Genomic DNA, 23393 nt, shown 5'->3' with positions numbered 1-23393 from the left:
AATCCCCTAAAGGGCCGTCGAAGACTACGACGTTGATAGGTTGGGTGTGTAAGCGCTGTGAGGCGTTGAGCTAACCAATACTAATTGCCCGTGAGGCTTGACCATATAACACCCAAGCAATCTGCCACGCGCAGGTTGGGTGTGAAGACACACGAACCGAAAGTTCGCGAACACACACATATCACATGTCCGAATCTGCTGGCACGTCGATCACGACGGACCGGCTACAGAATTTCTTGGCGACCATAGAGCATTGGAACCACCTGATCCCTTCCCGAACTCAGTAGTGAAACGATGCATCGCCGATGGTAGTGTGGGGTTTCCCCATGTGAGAGTAGGTCATCGCCAAGATTCATTTCGCAAAACCCCTATCTGCGCATGCAGGTAGGGGTTTTGTCTTTTCTGCGTTCTGAAACCGTCACGTGGTTGGACGTCCTGCCTTTTCCTATGCAACCGAGGGGTGCATGGCTATGATGCCAGCCTCATTTCAAGTCGAGACGGGCATGCTGAAGTTGTTGAATCTCCTCAAGGATGGCCGCTTCCATTCAGGGCAGGACCTGGGTCTTGCATTGGGCGTGAGCCGGACCGCTGTCTGGAAGCAGCTGCAGCACCTGGAGAGTGAGCTCGGTGTCACGGTACACAAGGTCCGGGGCCGTGGTTATCAATTGGCCACTGCGCTCACCCTGCTCGATCCTGCCGTCATCCAGCAGCACTCCCAGCCGGATGCGTGGCCGGTGTCGGTGCACGAGGCACTCGATTCGACCAATGCGCAGGCATTGCGTGATCTTGCACGTGGCACGCCTGCGCCTTTCCTGGTCTTGGCTGAACGCCAGAGCGCAGGGCGTGGCCGTCGAGGCCGTCAGTGGATCAGTCCTTTCGCCGAGAACGTGTACTACAGTCTTGTGCTGCGTATCGAAGGGGGCATGAGACAGCTGGAAGGTCTGAGCCTGGTCGTGGGGTTGGCCGTCATGCGTGTCCTGCGCGACATGGGCGTCACGAAGGCCGGGTTGAAATGGCCGAACGATGTGTTGGTCGGTCACCAAAAGATCGCAGGCATCCTTCTCGAGCTGGTGGGCGATCCTGCAGATGTATGCCATGTCGTGATAGGCATCGGTATCAACGTCAACATGCAGGAGAACGACAGCGTCACTCAGCAGTGGACTTCCGTCAGGAACGAGACAGGCAACCCCCTGGACAGAAATGTCCTGGTCGCTCAACTCAATCGTCAGCTTCATGGCGAGCTGCAACGTCACGCCGTGCAAGGTTTCAGCGCTTTCAAGGAAGCCTGGGAGCAAGCCAACCTGTGGCAAGGCCAGGCAGTGTCGCTGATTGCAGGTGTTCAAACCATTGATGGGATCGTCATGGGTGTCGATGATCAGGGAGGATTGCGCCTGAACGTCGACGGTGCGGAGAAGAGTTTCAGTGGCGGGGAGCTCAGTCTGAGGTTGAAGCATGATACTTGAGCTCGATTGTGGGAACAGCTTCATCAAATGGCGCGCCATCCGCGTCGATACGGCTGACGTCGTGCAGGGCGGTTTCGTCGAGACCGACCAGGCGCTGTTGAGCGCTGTGCAGGCATTGAACGTGAGCTTCCAGGCCTGCCGTCTCGTCAGTGTGCGCAGCCAGGACGAAACGGCCGCCTTGTGCGCGCTGTTGACCGATGCCTTCGGCGTCGTGCCGCACACCGTCAAGCCCGCACAGCATCTGGCAGGCGTACGCAATGGCTACATCGACTATCAGCGATTGGGGCTGGATCGGTGGCTGGGTGCGCTGGCCGGTTTTCACCTCGCCAAGGGCGCCTGCCTCGTGCTGGATTTTGGTACCGCCGCCAAGGCGGACTTCGTCGACGCGCAGGGCCAGCACCTGGGCGGCTACATCTGTCCAGGCATGCCGCTAATGCGCCGGCAGCTGCGTACTCACACACGTCAGATCCGGTACGACGATGCTTCAGCGGAGCGAGCCCTGGAAGACCTGAGCCCGGGTCGTTCGACCGTGGAGGCCGTCGAGCGCGGCTGCGTGCTGATGATGCAAGGGTTCGCCAGGGGTCAGATAGAGAGCGCGCAGGCACGCTGGGGAGAGGGGTGCACCATCTTCCTGACTGGAGGCGATGCGCCCCTGGTTCAGGAAATCGCGCCCCAGGCGCGCCTGGTCCCTGACCTGGTATTCGTGGGGCTGGCCATGGCCTGCCCATTAGGCTGAGGTGATGATGCGCTGGTTATTCATGCTACTGCTCGTCCTGAACGGGGTGTACTACGTCTGGCATCAGCAACAGGCTCCTCTCAAGATCAAGGAGGTGACCTCGTTGTCGCTCTACAAAGGGTCGCAGCGCGAGATCCAATTGTTGCGCGAAATGAACAAGGCACCCACTGCGCGGCGTCCGGACGAGTGCATGGTGGTCGGTGGCTTCGCACAGCAAGCCCGTCTCGATGCCCTGAGGCAGCGATTGCTGAGCCTTGATGTGGCCAGCACGCCCGTACAGGGTCAATTACCGGGGGCCGACGGCTTGTGGCTGAAAATCGACCCCCAGAGCGAACGATTGCTGGACTCGGCCGTGCTGAGCAGTCTTTCGATGGATTTCAATGACTTAAAACAGAAAATTATTTTGTGCAGGGGTATTGCAACTGCTGAATAGCTTGATAGAATGGCGCCCGCTTCACAGGGAACATCACTTAGGTGGTCAACCAGAAGCTGCTGTCAAATGAGCTAACCTCAAGATTTAAATGAGAAAAAGCTTGACAGTAGGACGGCAAGAGTTGAAAATGCCGCCCACGCTCAGGAGGGGTTCCCGAGCGGCCAAAGGGATCAGACTGTAAATCTGACGTCTTCGACTTCGAAGGTTCGAATCCTTCCCCCTCCACCATTTTAGCGAGAGCTGCAAGCTCCGCGGGTATAGTTTAGTGGTAGAACCTCAGCCTTCCAAGCTGATGATGCGGGTTCGATTCCCGCTACCCGCTCCAAGTTTGCTGTTTTTGCAAGTGTTACGCTCTTGTAGCTCAGTTGGTAGAGCACACCCTTGGTAAGGGTGAGGTCAGCGGTTCAAGTCCGCTCAAGAGCTCCATATAACAAGGCAGATATGAAAATATCTGCCTTTGTTTTAATGGTTGTAGTGGTTTAGTTATGTTGTGCGCGGGGCCAGCTCCGCGGTTGTCATGACTAGCCACATGTGTCGCGCACTCGTGCAGGTGTTGTCGCCCGATCGACGCCACGTTGCGCCGCAGCAAGGCTACTGAATAAGTAGTTGATTTCTCTCAGTCAGGTCAGCATAATGGTCGGCCTGATACAGTGTTAAAGGTCAGTAGCTCAATTGGCAGAGCGACGGTCTCCAAAACCGTAGGTTGGGGGTTCGATTCCCTCCTGACCTGCCATTCACCTCGGTGTGATTGGCTTTCTTCTCACAGGATCCTCCTCGATGACCACCAAAACTGAAGCCCAAGAATCGCGTTTTGACCTTTTCAAGTGGCTGGCTGTTGTTGCATTGGTCGTCATTGGCGTCGTTGGCAATCAGTACTATTCTGCTGCGCCGATCCTGTATCGCGTTCTAGCACTTCTTGCTCTGGCTGCTGTGGCGGGCTTCGTTGCCCTGCAGACCGCCAAAGGCAAGGCGTTCTTCACGCTGGCGAAGGAAGCACGTACCGAGATTCGTAAAGTCGTGTGGCCAACCCGCCAAGAGACCACTCAGACCACGCTAATCGTCGTGGTTGTCGTGTTGGTCATGGCGTTGCTGTTGTGGGGGCTCGATTCCCTGCTCGGCTGGTTGGTTTCCTTGATTGTTGGCTAAGGGTGTCCCGTGGCTAAGCGTTGGTACGTTGTGCATGCTCACTCGGGTTACGAGAAGCATGTGATGCGCTCTCTGACTGAGCGTGTGAAGCTGCACGAGATGGAAGACGGCTTTGGCGAAATTCTGGTCCCGACCGAAGAAGTGGTCGAGATGCGCAATGGCCAGAAGCGCAAGAGCGAGCGTAAGTTCTTCCCTGGCTACGTGCTGGTCCAGATGGAAATGAACGAAGGCACTTGGCACTTGGTCAAGGACACGCCGCGCGTCATGGGTTTCATCGGCGGTACCGCGGACAAGCCTGCGCCCATCACCGATCGTGAGGCCGAGGCCATCCTGCGTCGTGTTGCCGATGGCACCGACAAGCCGAAGCCCAAGACGTTGTTCGAAGTGGGCGAGTCGGTGCGCGTCAACGACGGCCCGTTCGCCGATTTCACCGGCAGCGTCGAAGAAGTCAATTACGAAAAGAACCGGCTCACCGTGGCTGTGCTTATTTTCGGTCGCTCCACCCCGGTGGAGCTCGAGTTCGGTCAGGTCGAGAAGGTCTAACCGAACGCAGCATCCCATACCCCGCAGCCCATAGTGCTGCGGGGTTTTGTCGTCACTGGGATAAAACGCAAGTCATCCGGGGAGCCAACAGGCGTTCGTACCCGATATTGGAGTAGCTCATGGCTAAGAAGATTCAGGCTTACATCAAGCTGCAAGTTAAGGCCGGCCAGGCCAACCCAAGCCCACCCGTCGGCCCAGCACTGGGTCAGCACGGCGTGAACATCATGGAATTCTGCAAGGCCTTCAACGCCCGTACTCAGGGTCAAGAAGCCGGCCTGCCGACGCCCGTGATCATCACTGTCTACAGTGACCGCAGCTTCACCTTCGAGACCAAGAGCACCCCTGCCTCGGTTCTGCTGAAGAAAGCAGCTGGCCTGACCAGCGGTTCGGCGCGTCCGAACACCGTCAAGGTCGGTACCGTGACCCGTGCCCAGCTGGAAGAGATCGCCAAGGCCAAGCAGGCCGATCTGACTTCCGCTGACCTGGACGCAGCCGTGCGCACCATCGCCGGTTCTGCTCGCAGCATGGGCCTCAACGTGGAGGGTGTGTAAATGGCTAAGCTGACCAAGCGCCAAAAGGCCATCGCTTCGAAAGTCGAAGCGGGCAAGGCTTACAACTTCGAAGAAGCAGCAAGCCTGCTGGCTGAACTGTCCGCCGTGAAGTTCACCGAATCCTTCGACGTTGCCGTCAACCTCGGCGTTGACCCACGTAAATCCGACCAGGTCGTTCGTAGCGCTACCGTGCTGCCACACGGCACTGGCAAGACCGTTCGCGTAGCTGTCTTCACCCAGGGCCCGGCTGCTGAAGCCGCTCTGGCTGCCGGCGCAGACCGCGTTGGTATGGACGACCTGGCTGCCGAAATGAAAGGCGGCGACCTGAGCTACGACGTCGTCATCGCTTCCCCGGATGCCATGCGCGTTGTCGGTCAGCTGGGTCAGGTTCTGGGTCCTCGCGGCCTGATGCCTAACCCGAAGGTCGGTACCGTGACGCCTGACGTCGCCACTGCCGTCAAGAACGCCAAGGCCGGTCAGGTTCGCTACCGTACCGACAAGAACGGTATCATCCACACCTCCGTTGGCAAGGTCGGCTTCGAAGCCACCAAGCTGAAGGAAAACGTTGAAGCCCTGATCGCTGACCTCAAGCGCATCAAGCCTGCTTCCTCGAAAGGTATCTACGTCAAGCGCGTGACCCTGAGCACCACCATGGGTCCAGGTCTGGTCATCGACCAAGGCTCGCTCGACGTGTAACACCCAGCCACCGCGACCTGTTCGCGGTGGCCGCAAGAGATTGGGGTCCCTGCCTGGCGGGGGCTATCCAAGACCGTAGGTGGCGAAAGCCTTAAAATCCCAGCCCACGCAGATGGTGCTCCCGATTCGTGATCGAATCAGACACCAAAACGACATCCGGCTTCGGCCAGATGAAACGGTAGAAACCAGGAGTAAACCCGTGGCAATTAAACTCGAAGACAAGAAGGCCATCGTCGCTGAAGTCAACGAGGCTGCCAAAGTCGCTCTGTCCGCTGTCGTGGCTGATGCCCGTGGTGTGACTGTAGGCGCAATGACCGGACTCCGTAAAGAGGCTCGTGAAGCTGGCGTTTACGTACGTGTCGTACGTAACACCCTGCTCAAGCGTGCCGTTGCCGACACTGAATTCAGTGTGCTCAACGACACCTTCACCGGCCCTACCCTGATTGCCTTCTCCAACGAGCACCCGGGCGCCGCTGCCCGTCTGTTCAAGGAGTTCGCCAAGGGTCAGAGCAAGTTCGAGATCAAGGCAGCTGCGTTCGACGGCAATTTCATTGCCGCTGGCGACATCGATGTGTTGGCTACCCTGCCAACGCGCGACGAGGCTATCGCGAAGCTGATGAGCGTTATCCAAGGCGCTACCAGCAAGCTGGCACGTACACTGGCAGCCATTCGCGATCAGAAAGAAGCTACCGCCGCCTAAGGCACGGAAAGCGCTTTCAAATCATACGTTTAATTTGATGGCTGGATAGGCTGTCACCCCAATACAGGATTTAAGTCATGTCCCTGACTAACGAGCAAATCATCGAAGCCATCGGCCAGAAAACCGTTCTGGAAGTTGTTGAGCTGATCAAGGCGATGGAAGAAACCTTCGGCGTGACCGCCGCTGTTGCCGCTGCTGGCCCAGCTGCCGCTGCTGCCGTTGTTGAAGAGCAAACCGAGTTCAACGTTGTTCTGAAAGCCGCTGGCGACAAGAAAGTCAACGTGATCAAGGCTGTCCGTGAACTGACCGGCCTGGGCCTGAAAGAAGCCAAGGAAAAGGTTGACGGCGCTCCTCAGGTCATCGCTGAAGGCGTTTCGAAAGAAGCCGCTGAAGACGCGAAGAAGAAGCTGGAAGAAGCAGGCGCTGAAGTCGAAGTCAAGTAACTATCGACTTTGCGTCTCCAGCCCGAGCGTCGAGCAGACGGCTGATGGCTGGTGGCTTTTGCCACCGGCCTTTTTCCGTTATTGGTTGGTCGATCAACGTCGACCCCGATAACGCGCTGTAACCACCAGAGCGGTGGCGCAAACCAAGGGGTTTGCACGATTTTCTGGCTGCTCCCGCCGGGAGGAGCCAAACAAGCAGGTGACCAAGCTGGGGAACGCTGATGGCTTACTCATACACTGAGAAAAAACGTATCCGCAAGGACTTTAGCAAGTTGCCGGACGTCATGGATGTGCCTTACCTCCTGGCCATCCAGCTGGATTCGTATCGTGAATTCCTGCAGGCAGGAGCATCCAAGGACCAGTTCCGCGACGTCGGTCTGCATGCGGCCTTCAAATCGGTATTCCCGATCATCAGCTACTCCGGCAATGCTGCCTTGGAGTATGTTGGCTATCGTCTGGGTGAGCCGGCCTTCGATGTGAAGGAATGTGTCCTGCGTGGCGTGACGTTCGCCGTCCCGCTGCGCGTGAAAGTCCGGCTGATCATCTTCGACAAGGAATCGTCGAACAAAGCGATCAAGGACATCAAAGAGCAAGAAGTCTACATGGGTGAAATCCCCCTGATGACTGAAAACGGTACCTTCGTTATCAACGGTACCGAGCGTGTGATCGTTTCCCAGCTGCACCGTTCGCCAGGCGTGTTCTTCGACCACGACCGCGGCAAGACTCACAGCTCCGGCAAACTGCTGTACTCCGCGCGCATCATCCCTTACCGCGGTTCCTGGTTGGACTTCGAGTTCGACCCCAAGGACTGCGTCTTCGTGCGTATCGACCGCCGCCGCAAGCTGCCGGCTTCGGTCCTGCTGCGCGCGCTGGGCTACAGCACCGAAGAAGTCCTCAACGCCTTCTACACGACCAACGTGTTCCACATCTCCGGCGAGAACCTGAGCCTGGAGCTGGTGCCACAGCGTCTGCGTGGTGAAGTGGCGGTGATGGACATCCTGGACGAGACCGGCAAGGTCATCGTCGAGCAGGGTCGTCGCATCACTGCACGTCACATCAACCAGATCGAAAAGGCGGGTGTGAAGCAGCTGGACGTGCCGATGGAGTATGTCCTGGGCCGTACCACGGCCAAGGCCATCGTGCACCCGGCCACTGGTGAGATCCTGGCCGAGTGCAACACCGAGCTGACCACCGAACTGCTGATCAAGATCGCCAAGGCACAGGTCGTCCGCATCGAGACCCTGTACACCAACGACATCGACTGCGGTCCGTTCATCTCCGATACCTTGAAGATCGACACCACCAGCAATCAGCTGGAGGCACTGGTCGAAATCTATCGCATGATGCGTCCCGGCGAGCCGCCGACCAAGGATGCTGCCGAGACCCTGTTCAACAACCTGTTCTTCAGTGCCGAGCGTTACGACCTGTCCGCCGTCGGCCGCATGAAGTTCAACCGCCGCATCGGTCGCAACGAGATCGAAGGGTCGGGCGTGCTGAGCAAGGAAGACATCGTCGAGGTGCTCAAGACCCTCGTCGATATCCGTAACGGCAAAGGCATCGTCGACGACATCGACCACCTGGGCAACCGTCGTGTGCGTTGCGTCGGCGAGATGGCCGAGAACCAGTTCCGTGTAGGCCTGGTGCGCGTCGAGCGCGCGGTCAAGGAACGTCTGTCCATGGCCGAAAGCGAAGGCCTGATGCCGCAGGACCTGATCAACGCCAAGCCTGTCGCGGCGGCGGTGAAGGAGTTCTTCGGTTCCAGCCAGCTGTCCCAGTTCATGGACCAGAACAACCCGCTGTCGGAGATCACCCACAAGCGTCGTGTCTCCGCACTCGGCCCGGGCGGTCTGACCCGTGAGCGTGCAGGCTTCGAAGTCCGTGACGTCCACCCGACGCACTACGGCCGCGTGTGCCCGATCGAAACGCCGGAAGGTCCGAACATCGGTCTGATCAACTCCCTGGCAGCCTATGCCCGCACCAACCAGTACGGCTTCCTGGAAAGCCCGTACCGTGTGGTGAAAGAGGGTGTGGTCAGCGACGACATCGTCTTCCTGTCGGCGATCGAGGAAGCCGATCACGTCATCGCCCAGGCTTCGGCCGCGATGAACGACCAGAAGCAGCTGATCGACGAGCTGGTGGCCGTGCGTCACCTGAACGAGTTCACCGTCAAGGCGCCGGAAGACGTCACCCTGATGGACGTCTCGCCCAAGCAGGTTGTCTCGGTCGCCGCGTCGCTGATCCCGTTCCTCGAGCACGACGACGCCAACCGTGCGTTGATGGGCTCGAACATGCAGCGTCAGGCCGTTCCGACCCTGCGTGCCGACAAGCCGCTGGTCGGTACCGGCATGGAGCGCAACGTCGCCCGTGACTCCGGTGTCTGCGTGGTCGCACGTCGTGGTGGTGTGATCGACTCGGTCGACGCCAGCCGTATCGTCGTTCGCGTGGCGGATGCAGAAGTCGAGACCGGTGAAGCCGGTGTGGACATCTACAACCTGACCAAGTACACCCGTTCCAACCAGAACACCTGCATCAACCAGCGTCCGCTGGTCAGCAAGGGTGACGTGGTCAGCCGTGGCGACATCATGGCCGACGGTCCGTCCACCGACATGGGTGAACTGGCACTGGGCCAGAACATGCGTATCGCCTTCATGGCGTGGAACGGCTTCAACTTCGAAGACTCCATCTGCCTGTCCGAGCGCGTGGTCCAGGAAGACCGCTTCACCACGATCCACATCCAGGAACTGACCTGTGTGGCCCGTGACACCAAGCTCGGCCCTGAAGAAATCACCGCGGACATCCCGAACGTGGGTGAAGCGGCGCTGAACAAGCTGGACGAAGCCGGTATCGTGTACGTCGGTGCCGAAGTCGGTGCCGGTGACATCCTGGTCGGCAAAGTCACGCCAAAAGGCGAGACCCAGCTGACGCCGGAAGAGAAACTGCTGCGCGCGATCTTCGGTGAGAAGGCCAGCGACGTGAAGGACACCTCCCTGCGCGTGCCGACCGGCACCAAGGGTACCGTCATCGACGTCCAGGTCTTCACCCGCGATGGCGTCGAGCGTGACAGCCGTGCCTTGTCGATCGAGAAAATGCAGCTCGACGAGATCCGCAAGGACCTCAACGAAGAGTTCCGCATCGTCGAAGGCGCGACCTTCGAGCGTCTGCGTGCAGCGCTCAATGGCCAGGTCGTCGATGGCGGCGCGGGCCTGAAGAAGGGCACCGTGATCAGCGACGACGTCCTGAACGGTCTGGAGCACGGTCAGTGGTTCAAACTGCGCATGGCCGAAGACGCGCTCAACGAGCAGCTCGAGAAGGCTCAGGCCTATATCGTCGATCGTCGCCGTCTGCTGGACGACAAGTTCGAAGACAAGAAGCGCAAGCTGCAGCAAGGCGATGACTTGGCGCCGGGCGTCCTGAAGATCGTCAAGGTCTACCTGGCCATCCGCCGTCGTATCCAGCCAGGCGACAAGATGGCTGGCCGTCACGGTAACAAGGGTGTGGTCTCGGTGATCATGCCGGTCGAAGACATGCCGCACGACGCCAACGGTACGCCGGTCGATGTCGTGCTCAACCCGCTGGGCGTACCGTCGCGTATGAACGTCGGGCAGATCCTCGAAACCCACCTGGGCCTCGCGGCCAAGGGGCTGGGCGAGAAGATCGACCGCATGATCGAAGAGCAGCGCCAGGCCGCCGAGATCCGTGGCTTCCTGACCGAGATCTACAACGAGATCGGTGGTCGCCAGGAAAACCTGGACGAGTTCTCCGATGCAGAGATCCTCGCACTGGCCAACAACCTGAAGAAAGGTGTGCCGATGGCCACGCCTGTTTTCGACGGTGCCAAGGAAAGCGAGATCAAGGCCATGCTGAAACTGGCGGACCTGCCAGAAAGCGGTCAGATGCAGCTGTTCGATGGTCGTACCGGCAACAAGTTCGAGCGTCCTGTAACCGTGGGTTACATGTACATGCTCAAGCTGAACCACTTGGTGGACGACAAGATGCACGCGCGTTCCACTGGTTCCTATAGCCTGGTCACCCAGCAGCCGCTGGGTGGTAAGGCGCAGTTCGGTGGTCAGCGTTTCGGGGAGATGGAAGTCTGGGCGCTGGAAGCCTATGGCGCGGCCTACACCCTGCAAGAAATGCTCACAGTGAAGTCGGACGACGTGAACGGCCGTACCAAGATGTACAAGAACATCGTGGATGGCGATCACCGTATGGAGCCGGGCATGCCCGAGTCCTTCAACGTGTTGATCAAAGAGATTCGTTCGCTCGGTATCGATATCGATCTGGAAACCGAATAACACGTGACGCGAATCGGGAGCGGGGCTGATACAGCTCGCTCCCTGCTCCGCCAGGAGGAAAGGCCTTGAAAGACCTACTGAATTTGCTGAAAAACCAGGGTCAAGTCGAAGAGTTCGACGCCATCCGTATCGGGCTGGCGTCGCCTGAAATGATCCGTTCGTGGTCGTTCGGTGAAGTTAAGAAGCCGGAAACCATCAACTACCGTACGTTCAAGCCCGAGCGCGACGGCTTGTTCTGCGCCAAGATCTTTGGCCCGGTCAAGGACTACGAGTGCCTGTGCGGTAAGTACAAGCGCTTGAAGCACCGTGGCGTGATCTGCGAGAAGTGCGGCGTCGAAGTCGCCCTGGCCAAGGTTCGTCGTGAGCGCATGGCGCACATCGAACTGGCTTCGCCGGTCGCCCACATCTGGTTCCTGAAGTCGCTGCCGTCCCGTATCGGCCTGCTGATGGACATGACCCTGCGTGACATCGAGCGCGTACTCTACTTCGAGAGCTACGTCGTCATCGATCCGGGCATGACCACCCTGGAAAAGGGCCAGCTGCTGAACGACGAGCAGTACTTCGAAGCACTGGAAGAGTTCGGCGACGATTTCGATGCCCGCATGGGCGCCGAGGCGGTCCGCGAACTGCTGCATGCCATTGACCTGGAGCACGAGATCGGCCGCCTGCGCGAAGAGATTCCGCAGACCAACTCGGAAACCAAGATCAAGAAGCTCTCCAAGCGCCTCAAGCTGATGGAAGCTTTCCAGGGCTCGGGCAACCTGCCTGAGTGGATGATCCTGACCGTTCTGCCGGTACTGCCGCCAGACCTGCGTCCGCTCGTCCCGCTGGACGGTGGCCGCTTCGCGACGTCCGACCTGAACGACCTGTACCGTCGGGTGATCAACCGGAACAACCGTCTCAAGCGCCTGCTCGATCTGTCGGCACCAGACATCATCGTGCGCAACGAAAAGCGCATGCTGCAGGAAGCGGTCGACGCCCTGCTCGACAACGGCCGTCGCGGTCGCGCCATCACCGGCTCGAACAAGCGTCCGCTGAAGTCGCTGGCCGACATGATCAAAGGTAAGCAAGGTCGCTTCCGTCAGAACCTGCTCGGCAAGCGCGTGGACTACTCCGGTCGTTCCGTGATCACCGTGGGCCCGACCCTGCGTCTGCACCAGTGCGGTCTGCCGAAGAAGATGGCCCTCGAGCTGTTCAAGCCGTTCATTTTCGGCAAGCTGGAAATGCGTGGTCTGGCGACCACCATCAAGGCCGCCAAGAAGATGGTCGAGCGCGAGCTGCCTGAGGTCTGGGACGTTCTGGCCGAAGTCATCCGCGAACACCCCGTGCTGCTCAACCGTGCACCGACTCTGCACCGTCTGGGTATCCAGGCGTTCGAGCCGGTGCTGATCGAAGGCAAGGCGATCCAGCTGCACCCCTTGGTGTGTGCTGCGTACAACGCCGACTTCGACGGTGACCAGATGGCCGTTCACGTGCCGCTGACGCTGGAAGCCCAGCTCGAAGCGCGTGCGCTGATGATGTCGACCAACAACATCCTGTCGCCTGCCAACGGTGAGCCGATCATCGTGCCGTCGCAGGACGTGGTTCTGGGTCTGTACTACATGACCCGTGAAGCCATCAACGCCAAGGGCGAAGGTCGCGTGTTCGCCGACCTGCAGGAAGTCGACCGCGTGTTCCGCGCCGGCGAAGCTGCCCTGCACGCGAAGATCAAGGTCCGTATCAACGAGACCGTGAACGACCGTGACGGCAACAGCGTCAAGAACACCCGCATCGTCGACACCACCGTCGGCCGTGCACTGCTGTTCCAGGTGGTACCGGCCGGCCTGTCGTACGACGTGGTCAACCAGCCGATGAAGAAAAAGGCGATCTCCAAGCTGATCAACCAGTGCTACCGCGTGGTGGGTCTGAAGGAAACCGTCATCTTCGCCGACCAGCTGATGTACACCGGTTTCGCCTACTCGACCATCTCCGGCGTCTCGATCGGTGTGAACGACTTCGTCATCCCGGACGAGAAGGCGCGCATCATCGGCACTGCTACCGATGAAGTGAAGGAAATCGAAAGCCAGTACGCTTCGGGTCTCGTGACCCAGGGCGAGAAGTACAACAAGGTCATCGACTTGTGGTCCAAGGCGAACGACGAAGTCTCCAAGGCGATGATGGCCAACCTCTCGAAAGAGAAGGTCATCGACCGCAATGGCGACGAAGTCGACCAGGAATCCTTCAACTCGATGTACATGATGGCCGACTCGGGTGCGCGGGGTTCCGCTGCACAGATCCGTCAGCTGGCCGGTATGCGTGGTCTGATGGCCAAGCCGGACGGCTCGATCATCGAGACGCCGATCACGGCGAACTTCCGTGAAGGCCTGAGCGTTCTGCAGTACTTCATCTCGACGCACGGTGCGCGTAAAGGTCTGGCGGATACCGCCTTGAAGACGGCGAACTCCGGTTACCTGACCCGTCGTCTGGTAGACGTCGCGCAGGATCTGGTCGTGACCGAGATCGATTGCGGCACCGACCACGGCCTGCTGATGACGCCGCACATCGAAGGCGGCGACGTCGTCGAGCCCTTGGGTGAGCGTGTACTGGGTCGTGTCATCGCCCGTGACGTGTTCAAGCCAGGCACCGAGGACGTGATCGTTCCAGCCGGTACGCTGGTGGACGAGAAGTGGGTCGAGTTCATCGAGCTGAACAGCATTGACGAAGTGATCGTGCGTTCGCCGATCAGCTGCGAAACCCGTTACGGCATCTGCGCCAAGTGCTACGGTCGTGACCTGGCGCGCGGTCACCAGGTGAACATCGGTGAAGCGGTCGGCGTCATCGCCGCTCAATCGATCGGTGAGCCGGGTACCCAGCTGACCATGCGTACCTTCCACATCGGTGGTGCGGCAAGCCGGACTTCGGCAGCCGACAGCGTCCAGGTGAAGAATGGCGGCATGGTACGTCTGCACAACCTGAAGCAGGTCGAGCGCGCCGACGGCAACCTGGTCGCGGTCTCGCGTTCCGGTGAGCTGGCGATCGCCGACGAGTTTGGCCGTGAGCGTGAGCGCTACAAGCTGCCGTACGGTGCGGTCATTTCGGTCAAGGAAGGTGACAAGGTCGACGCTGGCGCCATCGTCGCCAAGTGGGACCCGCACACCCACCCGATCGTGACCGAGCTGAAAGGTACCGTGACCTTCGTGGGCATGGAAGAAAACATCACCATCAAGCGTCAGACCGACGAGCTGACCGGCTTGACCAACATCGAAGTCCTGGACGTCAAGGATCGCCCTGCCTCCGGCAAGGAAATCCGTCCGGCGATCAAGATGGTCGATGCCAATGGCAAGGACCTGATGCTGCCAGGTACCGACGTACCGGCTCAGTACTTCCTGCCGGCCAACGCCTTGGTCGGTGTGGCTGACGGTGCACAGATCGGTGTGGGTGACGTCATCGCGCGTATTCCGCAAGAGACGTCCAAGACCCGTGACATCACCGGTGGTCTGCCGCGCGTTGCCGACCTGTTCGAGGCACGTCGTCCGAAGGAAGCGTCGATCCTGGCGGAAGTCAGCGGCACCATCGCGTTCGGCAAGGAAACCAAAGGCAAGCGCCGTCTGGTGATCACGCCGAACGACGGTACCGATCCGTACGAAGAGCTGATTCCGAAGTGGCGTCACCTGAACGTCTTCGAAGGCGAACAGGTCAACCGCGGCGAAGTCATCTCCGACGGTCCGAGCGATCCGCACGACATCCTGCGTCTGCTGGGCGTCAGCGCGCTGGCCAAGTACATCGTCAACGAGATCCAGGACGTGTACCGCCTGCAGGGCGTGAAGATCAACGACAAGCACATCGAGACCATCCTGCGCCAGATGCTGCGCAAGGTCGAGATCGCCGAGTCGGGTGACTCCAGCTTCATCAAGGGTGACCAGATGGAGCTCACGCAGGTGCTGGTCGAGAACGAGCGCCTGGCCTCCGAGGACAAGTTCGTCTCGAAGTTCTCGCGTGTGCTGCTGGGTATCACCAAGGCGTCGCTGTCGACCGAATCGTTCATCTCGGCGGCCTCGTTCCAGGAAACCACGCGCGTGTTGACCGAAGCTGCGGTCACCGGCAAGCGTGACTACCTGCGCGGCCTGAAGGAGAACGTGGTCGTGGGTCGTCTGATCCCGGCAGGTACCGGTCTGGCCTACCACAGCGAGCGCAAGCGTCGCCGTGAGGCCGACAAGCCGCTGCGTGTGAGCGCCAGTGAGGTGGAAGCCGCACTGACCGAAGCACTGAACTCGAGCGGCAACTGAGTCCGAGGCCAGGCCCCGGTCCTCTCCCACGGTCACCGGCAACAGCGAGTGTTGCCGATGACTGGCGGGGCAGGGCCGGGGCCTTGTCTTGACTGAATGCAAGATCCTCTTTAGACTTTTGTACCCTTAAATTTGGTGAGGCTCCGTCTCGCCGATTTTTGGCTTTTCTTGCAAGACAATAGCGTCGCAAGACAATCAGTGGAGCTAGTAGATGGCAACTATCAACCAGCTGGTACGTCAGCCGCGTAAGCGTACCGTCGAGAAATCCGACGTACCTGCGCTGCAGAACTGCCCGCAACGTCGTGGCGTGTGCACCCGCGTGTACACCACCACGCCGAAGAAACCTAACTCGGCATTGCGTAAAGTCTGCCGTGTGCGCCTGACCAACGGTTTCGAGGTTTCCTCGTACATCGGCGGTGAAGGCCACAACCTGCAAGAGCACAGCGTCGTCCTGATCCGTGGCGGCCGTGTAAAAGACTTGCCAGGTGTTCGTTACCACACCGTTCGCGGCTCTCTGGATACCTCCGGCGTCAAAGGCCGTAACCAGGGTCGTTCGAAGTACGGTACCAAGCGTCCGAAGTAATCGGCCGTTTGCAGACATCCATTTATTTGAGTCGATAAGAGTAAGGTCGGGCAGGGGTCGAAGACCCGCGTCCCGGGCTAACCTGAAGACCGTTTGAGGGCTTATCATGCCAAGACGTCGTGTAGCAGCAAAACGTGAGATCCTGGACGATCCGAAATACGGATCCCAGATCCTCGCCAAGTTCATGAACCACGTGATGGAAAGCGGCAAGAAGGCCGTCGCAGAGCGCATCGTTTACGGCGCACTGGACACCGTCAAGGCCCGCAAGAACAGCGACCCCCTGGAAATCTTCGAGAAAGCTCTCGACGCCATCGCTCCGCTGGTCGAAGTCAAGTCCCGCCGTGTAGGCGGTGCTACCTACCAGGTTCCAGTCGAAGTTCGTCCGTCCCGTCGTAATGCACTGGCAATGCGCTGGCTCGTAGACTACGCCCGCAAGCGCGGCGAGAAGTCGATGGCCCTGCGTTTGGCTGGCGAGCTGCTGGATGCCGCTGAAGGCAAGGGTGCTGCAGTCAAGAAGCGTGAAGACGTGCACCGTATGGCTGAAGCCAACAAAGCGTTCTCGCACTACCGCTTCTAAATCACGCAACAATCTTTTTGCGAGGGCTTTATGGCTCGTACTACAGCAATCAACCGCTACCGTAACATTGGTATTTGCGCGCACGTCGATGCGGGCAAGACCACTACGACCGAGCGGATCCTGTTCTACACAGGCCTGAGCCACAAGATGGGCGAGGTGCATGATGGCGCCGCGACCACCGACTGGATGGTGCAGGAGCAGGAGCGGGGTATCACCATTACCTCCGCTGCCGTTACCACCTTCTGGAAAGGCTCCGTTGGTCAGTATGACAACTACCGCGTCAACGTCATCGATACCCCCGGCCACGTCGACTTCACCATTGAAGTAGAGCGTTCGCTGCGTGTACTCGACGGCGCAGTCGTCGTGTTCTGCGGCACCTCCGGTGTCGAGCCTCAGTCCGAAACCGTATGGCGTCAGGCCAACAAGTACGGTGTTCCACGTGTTGTCTACGTGAACAAGATGGACCGTGCGGGTGCCAACTTCCTGCGCGTCGTCGGTCAGATCAAGAACCGTCTGGGTCACACCCCGGTTCCGGTTCAGCTGGCCATCGGTTCGGAAGATAACTTCCAGGGTCAGGTCGACCTGATCAAGATGAAGGCTATCTACTGGAACGACGACGACAAGGGCACGACCTATCGCGAGGAAGAGATTCCTGCGGACATGCTCGAGCTGGCTCAAGAATGGCGCAACAACATGGTTGAAGCTGCCGCCGAAGCCAACGAAGAGCTGATGAACAAATACCTGGAAGGCGGTGAGCTCACCGTCGACGAGATCAAGGCAGGCCTGCGCGCGCGCACCCTGGCCAGCGAGATCGTTCCAGCTGTCTGCGGTTCGTCGTTCAAGAACAAGGGCGTTCCCCTGGTTCTCGATGCCGTCATCGACTACCTGCCTGCTCCGACCGAGATTCCTGCTATCCAGGGTATCAACCCGGATGACAAGGATCTGGACAAGGAAGATCCGGCTGTTCGTAAAGACGAGCGTCACGCTGACGACAACGAGCCGTTCTCGGCCCTGGCGTTCAAGATCGCGACCGACCCGTTCGTAGGTACTCTGACCTTCGTTCGCGTCTACTCGGGTGTCCTGAGCTCCGGCGACTCCGTGATCAACTCGGTCAAAGGCAAGAAAGAGCGCGTTGGTCGTATGGTGCAGATGCACGCCAACCAGCGTGAAGAGATCAAGGAAGTGCGCGCTGGCGACATCGCGGCCCTGATCGGCATGAAGGACGTGACCACGGGCGAAACCCTGTGCAACGCCGACAAGCCAATCATCCTTGAGCGCATGGACTTCCCAGAGCCGGTCATCTCCCTGTCCGTCGAGCCGAAAACCAAGGCCGACCAGGAGAAGATGGGCATCGCACTGGGCAAGCTGGCCCAGGAAGACCCGTCGTTCCGCGTCAAGACCGACGAAGAGACTGGCCAGACCATCATCTCCGGTATGGGTGAGCTGCACCTGGACATCCTCGTTGACCGCATGAAGCGCGAGTTCAACGTCGAAGCCAACATCGGCAAGCCGCAGGTTTCGTACCGCGAGAAGATCACCAAGTCCAACGTCGAGATCGAAGGCAAGTTCGTTCGTCAGTCGGGCGGTCGTGGTCAGTTCGGTCACTGCTGGATCCGTTTCTCGGAGCCGGAAGTCGACGAGAAAGGCAACATCACCGAAGGTCTGGTGTTCACCAACGAAGTCGTTGGTGGTGTGATTCCTAAGGAATTCATCGCCCCGATCCAGAAGGGTATCGAAGAGCAGATGAAAAACGGCGTCGTTGCCGGTTATCCTCTGATCGGCCTGAAGGCCACGGTATTCGACGGTTCGTACCACGATGTCGACTCCAACGAAATGGCGTTCAAGATTGCCGCTTCGATGGCAACCAAGCAGCTGGCCCAGAAGGGCGGCGGCGTGGTTCTCGAGCCGATCATGAAGGTCGAAGTTGTAACCCCGGAAGACTACCTGGGTGACGTGATGGGTGACCTGAACCGTCGTCGTGGTCTGGTCCAGGGTATGGATGAATCGGTCTCTGGCCGTGTCGTCCGTGCTGAAGTTCCGCTCGGAGAGATGTTCGGTTACGCGACTGACGTTCGTTCCATGTCTCAGGGTCGCGCAAGCTACTCCATGGAATTCTCTAAGTACGCTGAAGCTCCGTCGAACATCGTCGAAGCTCTCATTAAAAAACAAGGCTGATTCAGCCCCTTTAGGCTAGGAGTTCACTGTCGTGGCTAAAGAAAAATTTGATCGTTCCCTTCCGCACGTCAACGTCGGCACCATCGGTCACGTCGACCATGGTAAAACCACGCTGACCGCTGCTCTGACCCGCGTCTGCTCCGAAGTTTTCGGTTCGGCCGTCGTTGAGTTCGACAAGATCGACTCGGCTCCAGAAGAGAAAGCGCGCGGTATCACCATCAACACCGCTCACGTCGAGTACAACTCGAACATTCGTCACTACGCTCACGTCGACTGCCCAGGTCACGCTGACTACGTGAAGAACATGATCACCGGTGCTGCCCAGATGGACGGCGCGATCCTGGTTTGCTCGGCCGCTGATGGTCCGATGCCACAAACCCGTGAGCACATCCTGCTGTCCCGTCAGGTTGGCGTTCCGTACATCGTGGTCTTCCTGAACAAGGCTGACCTGGTAGACGACGCCGAGCTGCTGGAACTGGTCGAGATGGAAGTGCGTGACCTGCTGTCCACCTACGACTTCCCAGGCGACGACACTCCGATCATCATCGGTTCCGCTCGTATGGCGCTGGAAGGCAAAGACGACAACGAGATGGGCACCACTGCTGTCAAGAAGCTGGTCGAAACTCTGGACAGCTACATCCCAGAGCCAGAGCGTGCTATCGACAAGCCGTTCCTGATGCCGATCGAAGACGTGTTCTCGATCTCGGGTCGTGGTACCGTTGTGACCGGCCGTATCGAGCGTGGTATCGTCCGCGTTCAAGACTCGCTGGAAATCGTTGGTCTGCGTGACACCACCACCACCACCTGCACCGGCGTGGAAATGTTCCGCAAGCTGCTGGACGAAGGTCGTGCTGGCGAGAACTGCGGCGTGCTGCTGCGCGGCACCAAGCGTGACGACGTTGAGCGTGGCCAGGTTCTGGTCAAGCCAGGTTCGGTCAAGCCGCACACCAAGTTCACCGCAGAAGTCTACGTTCTGTCGAAAGAAGAAGGCGGCCGTCACACGCCGTTCTTCAAAGGCTACCGTCCTCAGTTCTACTTCCGTACCACTGACGTGACCGGTAACTGCGAGCTGCCGGAAGGCGTTGAAATGGTCATGCCAGGTGACAACATTCAGATGACTGTTACCCTGATCAAGACCATCGCAATGGAAGACGGTCTGCGTTTCGCCATCCGTGAAGGCGGTCGTACCGTCGGCGCCGGCGTCGTAGCCAAAATCATCGAGTAAGTCTCTCGGTTGATTGAAAAAGCCCCCGCTCAGCGGGGGCTTTTTTTATTGGGTTGACACCCAATAGGGGCGTCTATAGAATCACGCCTCCTTTTAACGGGCGTAGTGCGCCCGATGGGAACAGCCTGGAGTCTGAAATCCAATGCAAAATCAGCAAATCCGTATCAGGTTGAAGGCTTTCGACCATCGCCTGATCGACCAATCCACCCAGGAAATCGTGGAAACCGCGAAACGTACTGGGGCACAAGTGCGTGGTCCTATTCCACTGCCTACCCGCAAAGAGCGGTTCACCGTTCTGGTCTCCCCGCACGTCAACAAAGACGCGCGTGACCAGTACGAGATCCGTACTCACAAGCGCGTTCTGGACATCGTCCAGCCAACGGATAAAACCGTTGATGCGCTGATGAAGCTCGATCTGGCGGCAGGTGTGGAAGTACAGATCAGCCTCGGCTAAGACTCCGGTCTAGTCGTGTAACGCTCTGAAATGGGCGGCCATAGCGGGTGAAAGCCCCGTACACTCATGAGGTTTACAACATGACTATTGGTGTAGTCGGTCGTAAGTGCGGCATGACCCGCATTTTCACCGAAGAAGGTGTCTCCATTCCGGTCACGGTCATCGAGATCGAGCCGAATCGCGTCACCCAGTTCAAAACTGAAGAGACCGATGGCTATCGCGCAGTGCAAGTCACTGTTGGCGAGCGCCGTGCTTCGCGCGTCACTGCTGCTCAAGCAGGCCACTTCGCGAAGGCAAACGTTGCCGCTGGTCGCAGCGTCATGGAGTTCCGTCTTGAAGAAGGCGATTTCCAGGCTGGCGACTTGATCAAAGCTGAACTCTTTGCTGCAGGCCAGCTGGTAGACGTAACCGGTCAGTCGAAAGGTAAAGGCTTTGCCGGTACCATCAAGCGCTGGAATTTCCGTGGTCAGGACAACACCCACGGTAACTCCGTATCCCACCGCGTTCCGGGCTCCATCGGCCAGTGCCAGACTCCTGGTCGTGTTTTCAAGGGCAAGAAAATGTCCGGTCACATGGGCGCTGAGCGCGTGACCGTGCAGTCCCTGGAAGTAGTTCGCGTAGACGCAGAACGCAATCTGCTGCTGGTCAAGGGCGCCGTTCCTGGTGCAACTGGCGGCGACGTGATTGTCCGTTCGGCTGTCAAGGCTCGCGGTTAAGGGGAAGCTGACATGCAACTTAATGTAAATGACGCGCAAGCGATCGAAGTTTCCGAACTGACTTTCGGTGGCGAATTCAACGAGACGCTGGTACACCAAGCAGTCGTGGCCTACATGGCCGGCGGCCGTCAGGGCACCAAGCAGCAGAAGACTCGTTCCGACGTAGCAGGTGGCGGTAAGCGCCCATGGCGTCAGAAGGGTACTGGCCGCGCGCGTGCTGGTACTACCCGTGGTCCGATCTGGCGTGGCGGTGGCGTAACCTTCGCAGCCCGTCCTCAGGATCACTCGCAGAAGCTCAACAAGAAGATGTACCGCGCAGCACTGCGCTCCATCCTCTCCGAGCTCGTGCGTAGCGACCGTCTGGTCGTGGTTCAGGACTTCGCTGTCGAAGCGCCGAAAACCAAAGACCTGCTGAACAAGCTGAACGGCATGGGTCTGAGCGATGTGTTGATCGTCTCCGACGCTGTTGATCAGAACCTGTACCTGGCTGCTCGTAACCTGCCGCACGTCGACGTACGTGACGTACAGGGTTCCGACCCGGTCAGTCTGATCGCATACGAGAAAGTGTTGATCACTGTCTCGGCCGTGAAGAAATTCGAGGAGCTGCTGGGATGAACCAGGAACGCGTATTCAAAGTCCTCCTTGGCCCGCACGTTTCCGAGAAGGCTACCGTTCTGGCTGAGAAGAAAGGCCAGTTCGTATTCAAGGTTGCTACCGATGCAACCAAGCTTGAAATCAAGAAAGCTGTCGAAGGCCTGTTCGGCGTGAAAGTCGAGAACGTGTCTACCGTCAACGTTCTGGGCAAGACCAAGCGCACCGCACGTGGTCTGGGCAAGCGCAATGACTGGAAGAAGGCGATCGTATCCCTTCAGCCAGGCCAAGATCTCGATTTCAGCAGCAGTGCTGAGTAAGGAAGGGGTGCATCATGGCAATCGTTAAATGCAAACCGACTTCCCCTGGCCGCCGTTTCGTGGTCAAGGTGGTCAACCAGGGGCTCCACAAAGGCGCTCCTCACGCACCGCTGATCGAGAAAAAATCGAAGTCTGGTGGTCGTAACAACAATGGTCGTATCACCACGCGTCACGTCGGTGGCGGCCATAAGCAGAACTACCGTCTGGTCGACTTCCGTCGCAACGACAAAGATGGCATCCCTGCCACTGTCGAGCGTATCGAATACGACCCGAACCGTACTGCTCACATCGCTCTGCTGTGCTACGCCGACGGCGAACGTCGCTACATCATCGCGCCGAAGGGCGTGAGCGCTGGCGACCAGCTGATCGCAGGTGCCCTGGCCCCTATCAAGGCCGGCAACTCCCTGCAGCTGCGTAACATTCCAGTCGGTAGCACCATTCACGGCATCGAACTGAAGCCGGGCAAAGGTGCACAGATCGCTCGTTCCGCTGGTGCTTCGGCTCAGCTGATCGCTCGCGAAGGTGTCTACGTGACCCTGCGTCTGCGCTCTGGTGAAATGCGTAAAGTACTGGCTGAGTGCCGTGCGACCCTGGGCGAAGTCTCGAACTCCGAGCACAGCCTGCGTTCGCTGGGTAAAGCAGGTGCCAAACGCTGGCGTGGCGTTCGCCCAACCGTTCGTGGTGTTGCCATGAACCCGGTTGACCACCCGCATGGTGGTGGTGAAGGTCGTACCTCCGGTGGTCGTCATCCGGTATCGCCATGGGGCTTCCCGACCAAGGGTGCTAAGACTCGTGGTAATAAGCGTACCGACAAAATGATCGTCCGTCGTCGCAAGTAAATAGAGGGATACGACAGTGCCACGTTCTCTGAAAAAAGGTCCTTTTATTGATCTTCACCTACTGAAGAAGATCGAAGTGGCGGTGGAGAAGAACGATCGCAAGCCGGTGAAAACCTGGTCGCGCCGTTCCATGATCCTGCCACAAATGGTCGGTCTGACCATCGCGGTACACAACGGTCGTCAACACGTCCCCGTTCTCGTGAACGAAGACATGGTCGGCCACAAACTGGGCGAGTTCGCCGGTACCCGCACCTATCGCGGGCACGTGGCTGACAAGAAAGCCAAGCGTTAAGGGGTAAGGAAATGGAAGTAGCCGCTAAGTTGTCGGGCGCTCGAATCTCCGCCCAGAAAGCCCGCTTGGTCGCCGACCAGATCCGCGGGAAGAAGGTGGGCGAAGCGCTCAACCTGTTGGCCTTCAGCAGCAAGAAAGCCGCTGAAATCATGAAGAAAGTCCTCGAGTCGGCCGTAGCCAACGCCGAACACAACGAAGGCGCAGACGTTGATGACCTGAAGGTCTCCACCGTCTTCGTCAACGAAGGGCGTTCGCTGAAGCGCATCATGCCGCGTGCCAAAGGCCGCGCAGATCGCATCGTCAAGCGGTCTTGCCATATCACTGTCAAGGTTGCGGACAAGTAACGGAGT

General features: G+C 58.8%; 22 protein-coding genes, 4 tRNA genes and 2 rRNA genes. All 28 read left to right on the top strand.

Going from position 1 to position 23393, the window contains the following annotated elements; all coding sequences use genetic code 11:
* Nucleotides 1-105 (top strand): 23S ribosomal RNA (locus G7Z99_RS12735); the annotation flags it as partial.
* A 130-nt stretch (nt 106-235) separates the two neighbouring features.
* Nucleotides 236-351 (top strand): 5S ribosomal RNA (gene rrf, locus G7Z99_RS12730).
* A 152-nt stretch (nt 352-503) separates the two neighbouring features.
* A complete protein-coding gene (birA, locus tag G7Z99_RS12725; RefSeq protein WP_181094273.1) occupies nt 504-1463 on the top strand; it encodes a bifunctional biotin--[acetyl-CoA-carboxylase] ligase/biotin operon repressor BirA in 960 nt (319 codons plus the stop codon).
* A complete protein-coding gene (locus G7Z99_RS12720; protein WP_181094271.1) occupies nt 1453-2199 on the top strand; it encodes a pantothenate kinase in 747 nt (248 codons plus the stop codon). The genes birA and G7Z99_RS12720 overlap by 11 nt, the downstream gene beginning before the upstream one ends.
* A gap of 7 nt (nt 2200-2206) precedes the next feature.
* Nucleotides 2207-2632 (top strand): hypothetical protein, encoded by a 426-nt coding sequence (locus G7Z99_RS12715; RefSeq protein WP_181094279.1) that lies wholly within the window; start codon nt 2207-2209, stop codon nt 2630-2632.
* A 143-nt stretch (nt 2633-2775) separates the two neighbouring features.
* A tRNA-Tyr gene (locus tag G7Z99_RS12710) sits at nt 2776-2860 on the top strand.
* Nucleotides 2861-2883: 23 nt separating this feature from the next.
* Nucleotides 2884-2957 (top strand) — tRNA-Gly (locus G7Z99_RS12705).
* Between the two features lie 25 nt (nt 2958-2982).
* Nucleotides 2983-3058, top strand: a tRNA-Thr gene (locus G7Z99_RS12700).
* Nucleotides 3059-3289: 231 nt separating this feature from the next.
* Nucleotides 3290-3365, top strand: a tRNA-Trp gene (locus G7Z99_RS12695).
* A gap of 44 nt (nt 3366-3409) precedes the next feature.
* Nucleotides 3410-3778: a preprotein translocase subunit SecE gene (gene secE / locus G7Z99_RS12690; RefSeq protein WP_181094268.1), complete on the top strand. Its 369-nt coding sequence runs from the start codon at nt 3410-3412 to the stop codon at nt 3776-3778.
* Nucleotides 3779-3787: 9 nt separating this feature from the next.
* Nucleotides 3788-4321 carry a transcription termination/antitermination protein NusG gene (gene nusG, locus G7Z99_RS12685; RefSeq protein WP_181094266.1) on the top strand — a complete coding sequence of 178 codons (534 nt, stop codon included), beginning with the start codon at nt 3788-3790 and terminating at the stop codon, nt 4319-4321.
* 119 nt (nt 4322-4440) lie between these two features.
* Nucleotides 4441-4872 (top strand): 50S ribosomal protein L11, encoded by a 432-nt coding sequence (gene rplK, locus G7Z99_RS12680; protein ID WP_027915748.1) that lies wholly within the window; start codon nt 4441-4443, stop codon nt 4870-4872.
* Nucleotides 4873-5568 (top strand): 50S ribosomal protein L1, encoded by a 696-nt coding sequence (gene rplA / locus G7Z99_RS12675; RefSeq protein ID WP_181094264.1) that lies wholly within the window; start codon nt 4873-4875, stop codon nt 5566-5568. It begins immediately after the preceding gene.
* Between the two features lie 199 nt (nt 5569-5767).
* Complete coding sequence (rplJ, locus tag G7Z99_RS12670; protein WP_181094262.1) at nt 5768-6268, top strand: 50S ribosomal protein L10; 501 nt, start codon at nt 5768-5770, stop codon at nt 6266-6268.
* A gap of 77 nt (nt 6269-6345) precedes the next feature.
* Complete coding sequence (rplL, locus tag G7Z99_RS12665; protein WP_060392303.1) at nt 6346-6711, top strand: 50S ribosomal protein L7/L12; 366 nt, start codon at nt 6346-6348, stop codon at nt 6709-6711.
* A 221-nt stretch (nt 6712-6932) separates the two neighbouring features.
* The gene (gene rpoB / locus G7Z99_RS12660) at nt 6933-11006 is read left to right on the top strand and encodes a DNA-directed RNA polymerase subunit beta (protein ID WP_181094260.1); all 4074 of its coding nucleotides are present in this window, start codon (nt 6933-6935) and stop codon (nt 11004-11006) included.
* A gap of 65 nt (nt 11007-11071) precedes the next feature.
* Nucleotides 11072-15271 carry a DNA-directed RNA polymerase subunit beta' gene (gene rpoC, locus G7Z99_RS12655; RefSeq protein ID WP_181094258.1) on the top strand — a complete coding sequence of 1400 codons (4200 nt, stop codon included), beginning with the start codon at nt 11072-11074 and terminating at the stop codon, nt 15269-15271.
* Between the two features lie 211 nt (nt 15272-15482).
* Entirely contained in the window at nt 15483-15854 is a 372-nt protein-coding gene (rpsL, locus tag G7Z99_RS12650) for a 30S ribosomal protein S12 (RefSeq protein ID WP_003257088.1), read from the top strand.
* Nucleotides 15855-15960: 106 nt separating this feature from the next.
* A complete protein-coding gene (gene rpsG / locus G7Z99_RS12645) occupies nt 15961-16431 on the top strand; it encodes a 30S ribosomal protein S7 (RefSeq protein ID WP_003246741.1) in 471 nt (156 codons plus the stop codon).
* 30 nt (nt 16432-16461) lie between these two features.
* Nucleotides 16462-18606: an elongation factor G gene (gene fusA / locus G7Z99_RS12640; protein WP_144968108.1), complete on the top strand. Its 2145-nt coding sequence runs from the start codon at nt 16462-16464 to the stop codon at nt 18604-18606.
* A 31-nt stretch (nt 18607-18637) separates the two neighbouring features.
* On the top strand, nt 18638-19831 hold the full coding sequence (gene tuf / locus G7Z99_RS12635) for an elongation factor Tu (RefSeq protein WP_181094256.1): 1194 nt from the start codon (nt 18638-18640) through the stop codon (nt 19829-19831).
* A gap of 142 nt (nt 19832-19973) precedes the next feature.
* A complete protein-coding gene (gene rpsJ, locus G7Z99_RS12630) occupies nt 19974-20285 on the top strand; it encodes a 30S ribosomal protein S10 (protein WP_003186070.1) in 312 nt (103 codons plus the stop codon).
* 80 nt (nt 20286-20365) lie between these two features.
* Nucleotides 20366-21001 (top strand): 50S ribosomal protein L3, encoded by a 636-nt coding sequence (rplC, locus tag G7Z99_RS12625; protein ID WP_060392308.1) that lies wholly within the window; start codon nt 20366-20368, stop codon nt 20999-21001.
* Nucleotides 21002-21013: 12 nt separating this feature from the next.
* Nucleotides 21014-21616, top strand: a complete 603-nt coding sequence (rplD, locus tag G7Z99_RS12620) for a 50S ribosomal protein L4 (protein WP_060392309.1) — start codon at nt 21014-21016, stop codon at nt 21614-21616.
* Entirely contained in the window at nt 21613-21912 is a 300-nt protein-coding gene (rplW, locus tag G7Z99_RS12615; RefSeq protein ID WP_010220306.1) for a 50S ribosomal protein L23, read from the top strand. The genes rplD and rplW overlap by 4 nt, the downstream gene beginning before the upstream one ends.
* A gap of 14 nt (nt 21913-21926) precedes the next feature.
* Nucleotides 21927-22751, top strand: a complete 825-nt coding sequence (gene rplB / locus G7Z99_RS12610) for a 50S ribosomal protein L2 (RefSeq protein ID WP_060392310.1) — start codon at nt 21927-21929, stop codon at nt 22749-22751.
* 16 nt (nt 22752-22767) lie between these two features.
* Nucleotides 22768-23043 (top strand): 30S ribosomal protein S19, encoded by a 276-nt coding sequence (gene rpsS / locus G7Z99_RS12605; RefSeq protein ID WP_010486981.1) that lies wholly within the window; start codon nt 22768-22770, stop codon nt 23041-23043.
* A gap of 11 nt (nt 23044-23054) precedes the next feature.
* A complete protein-coding gene (gene rplV, locus G7Z99_RS12600) occupies nt 23055-23387 on the top strand; it encodes a 50S ribosomal protein L22 (RefSeq protein WP_003103908.1) in 333 nt (110 codons plus the stop codon).
* Nucleotides 23388-23393: the final 6 nt, after the last annotated feature.

It is taken from the genome of Pseudomonas entomophila, from assembly GCF_013523165.1.
GTDB classification, from domain to species: Bacteria; Pseudomonadota; Gammaproteobacteria; order Pseudomonadales; family Pseudomonadaceae; genus Aquipseudomonas; species Aquipseudomonas entomophila_A.
The sequence above is the reverse complement of the archived record's forward strand: the minus strand, read 5'-3'. Positions and strand labels throughout refer to the sequence as shown.

What these genes read in the sequence shown, in the direction of transcription:
- birA (WP_181094273.1), top strand. Translation starts at nt 504, where the DNA reads ATGCTGAAGTTGTTGAATCTCCTCAAGGATGGCCGCTTCCATTCAGGG.
- G7Z99_RS12720 (WP_181094271.1), top strand. Translation starts at nt 1,453, where the DNA reads ATGATACTTGAGCTCGATTGTGGGAACAGCTTCATCAAATGGCGCGCC.
- G7Z99_RS12715 (WP_181094279.1), top strand. Translation starts at nt 2,207, where the DNA reads ATGCGCTGGTTATTCATGCTACTGCTCGTCCTGAACGGGGTGTACTAC.
- secE (WP_181094268.1), top strand. Translation starts at nt 3,410, where the DNA reads ATGACCACCAAAACTGAAGCCCAAGAATCGCGTTTTGACCTTTTCAAG.
- rplK (WP_027915748.1), top strand. Translation starts at nt 4,441, where the DNA reads ATGGCTAAGAAGATTCAGGCTTACATCAAGCTGCAAGTTAAGGCCGGC.
- rplA (WP_181094264.1), top strand. Translation starts at nt 4,873, where the DNA reads ATGGCTAAGCTGACCAAGCGCCAAAAGGCCATCGCTTCGAAAGTCGAA.
- rplL (WP_060392303.1), top strand. Translation starts at nt 6,346, where the DNA reads ATGTCCCTGACTAACGAGCAAATCATCGAAGCCATCGGCCAGAAAACC.
- rpoB (WP_181094260.1), top strand. Translation starts at nt 6,933, where the DNA reads ATGGCTTACTCATACACTGAGAAAAAACGTATCCGCAAGGACTTTAGC.
- rpsL (WP_003257088.1), top strand. Translation starts at nt 15,483, where the DNA reads ATGGCAACTATCAACCAGCTGGTACGTCAGCCGCGTAAGCGTACCGTC.
- rpsG (WP_003246741.1), top strand. Translation starts at nt 15,961, where the DNA reads ATGCCAAGACGTCGTGTAGCAGCAAAACGTGAGATCCTGGACGATCCG.
- fusA (WP_144968108.1), top strand. Translation starts at nt 16,462, where the DNA reads ATGGCTCGTACTACAGCAATCAACCGCTACCGTAACATTGGTATTTGC.
- rpsJ (WP_003186070.1), top strand. Translation starts at nt 19,974, where the DNA reads ATGCAAAATCAGCAAATCCGTATCAGGTTGAAGGCTTTCGACCATCGC.
- rplC (WP_060392308.1), top strand. Translation starts at nt 20,366, where the DNA reads ATGACTATTGGTGTAGTCGGTCGTAAGTGCGGCATGACCCGCATTTTC.
- rplD (WP_060392309.1), top strand. Translation starts at nt 21,014, where the DNA reads ATGCAACTTAATGTAAATGACGCGCAAGCGATCGAAGTTTCCGAACTG.
- rplW (WP_010220306.1), top strand. Translation starts at nt 21,613, where the DNA reads ATGAACCAGGAACGCGTATTCAAAGTCCTCCTTGGCCCGCACGTTTCC.
- rplB (WP_060392310.1), top strand. Translation starts at nt 21,927, where the DNA reads ATGGCAATCGTTAAATGCAAACCGACTTCCCCTGGCCGCCGTTTCGTG.
- rplV (WP_003103908.1), top strand. Translation starts at nt 23,055, where the DNA reads ATGGAAGTAGCCGCTAAGTTGTCGGGCGCTCGAATCTCCGCCCAGAAA.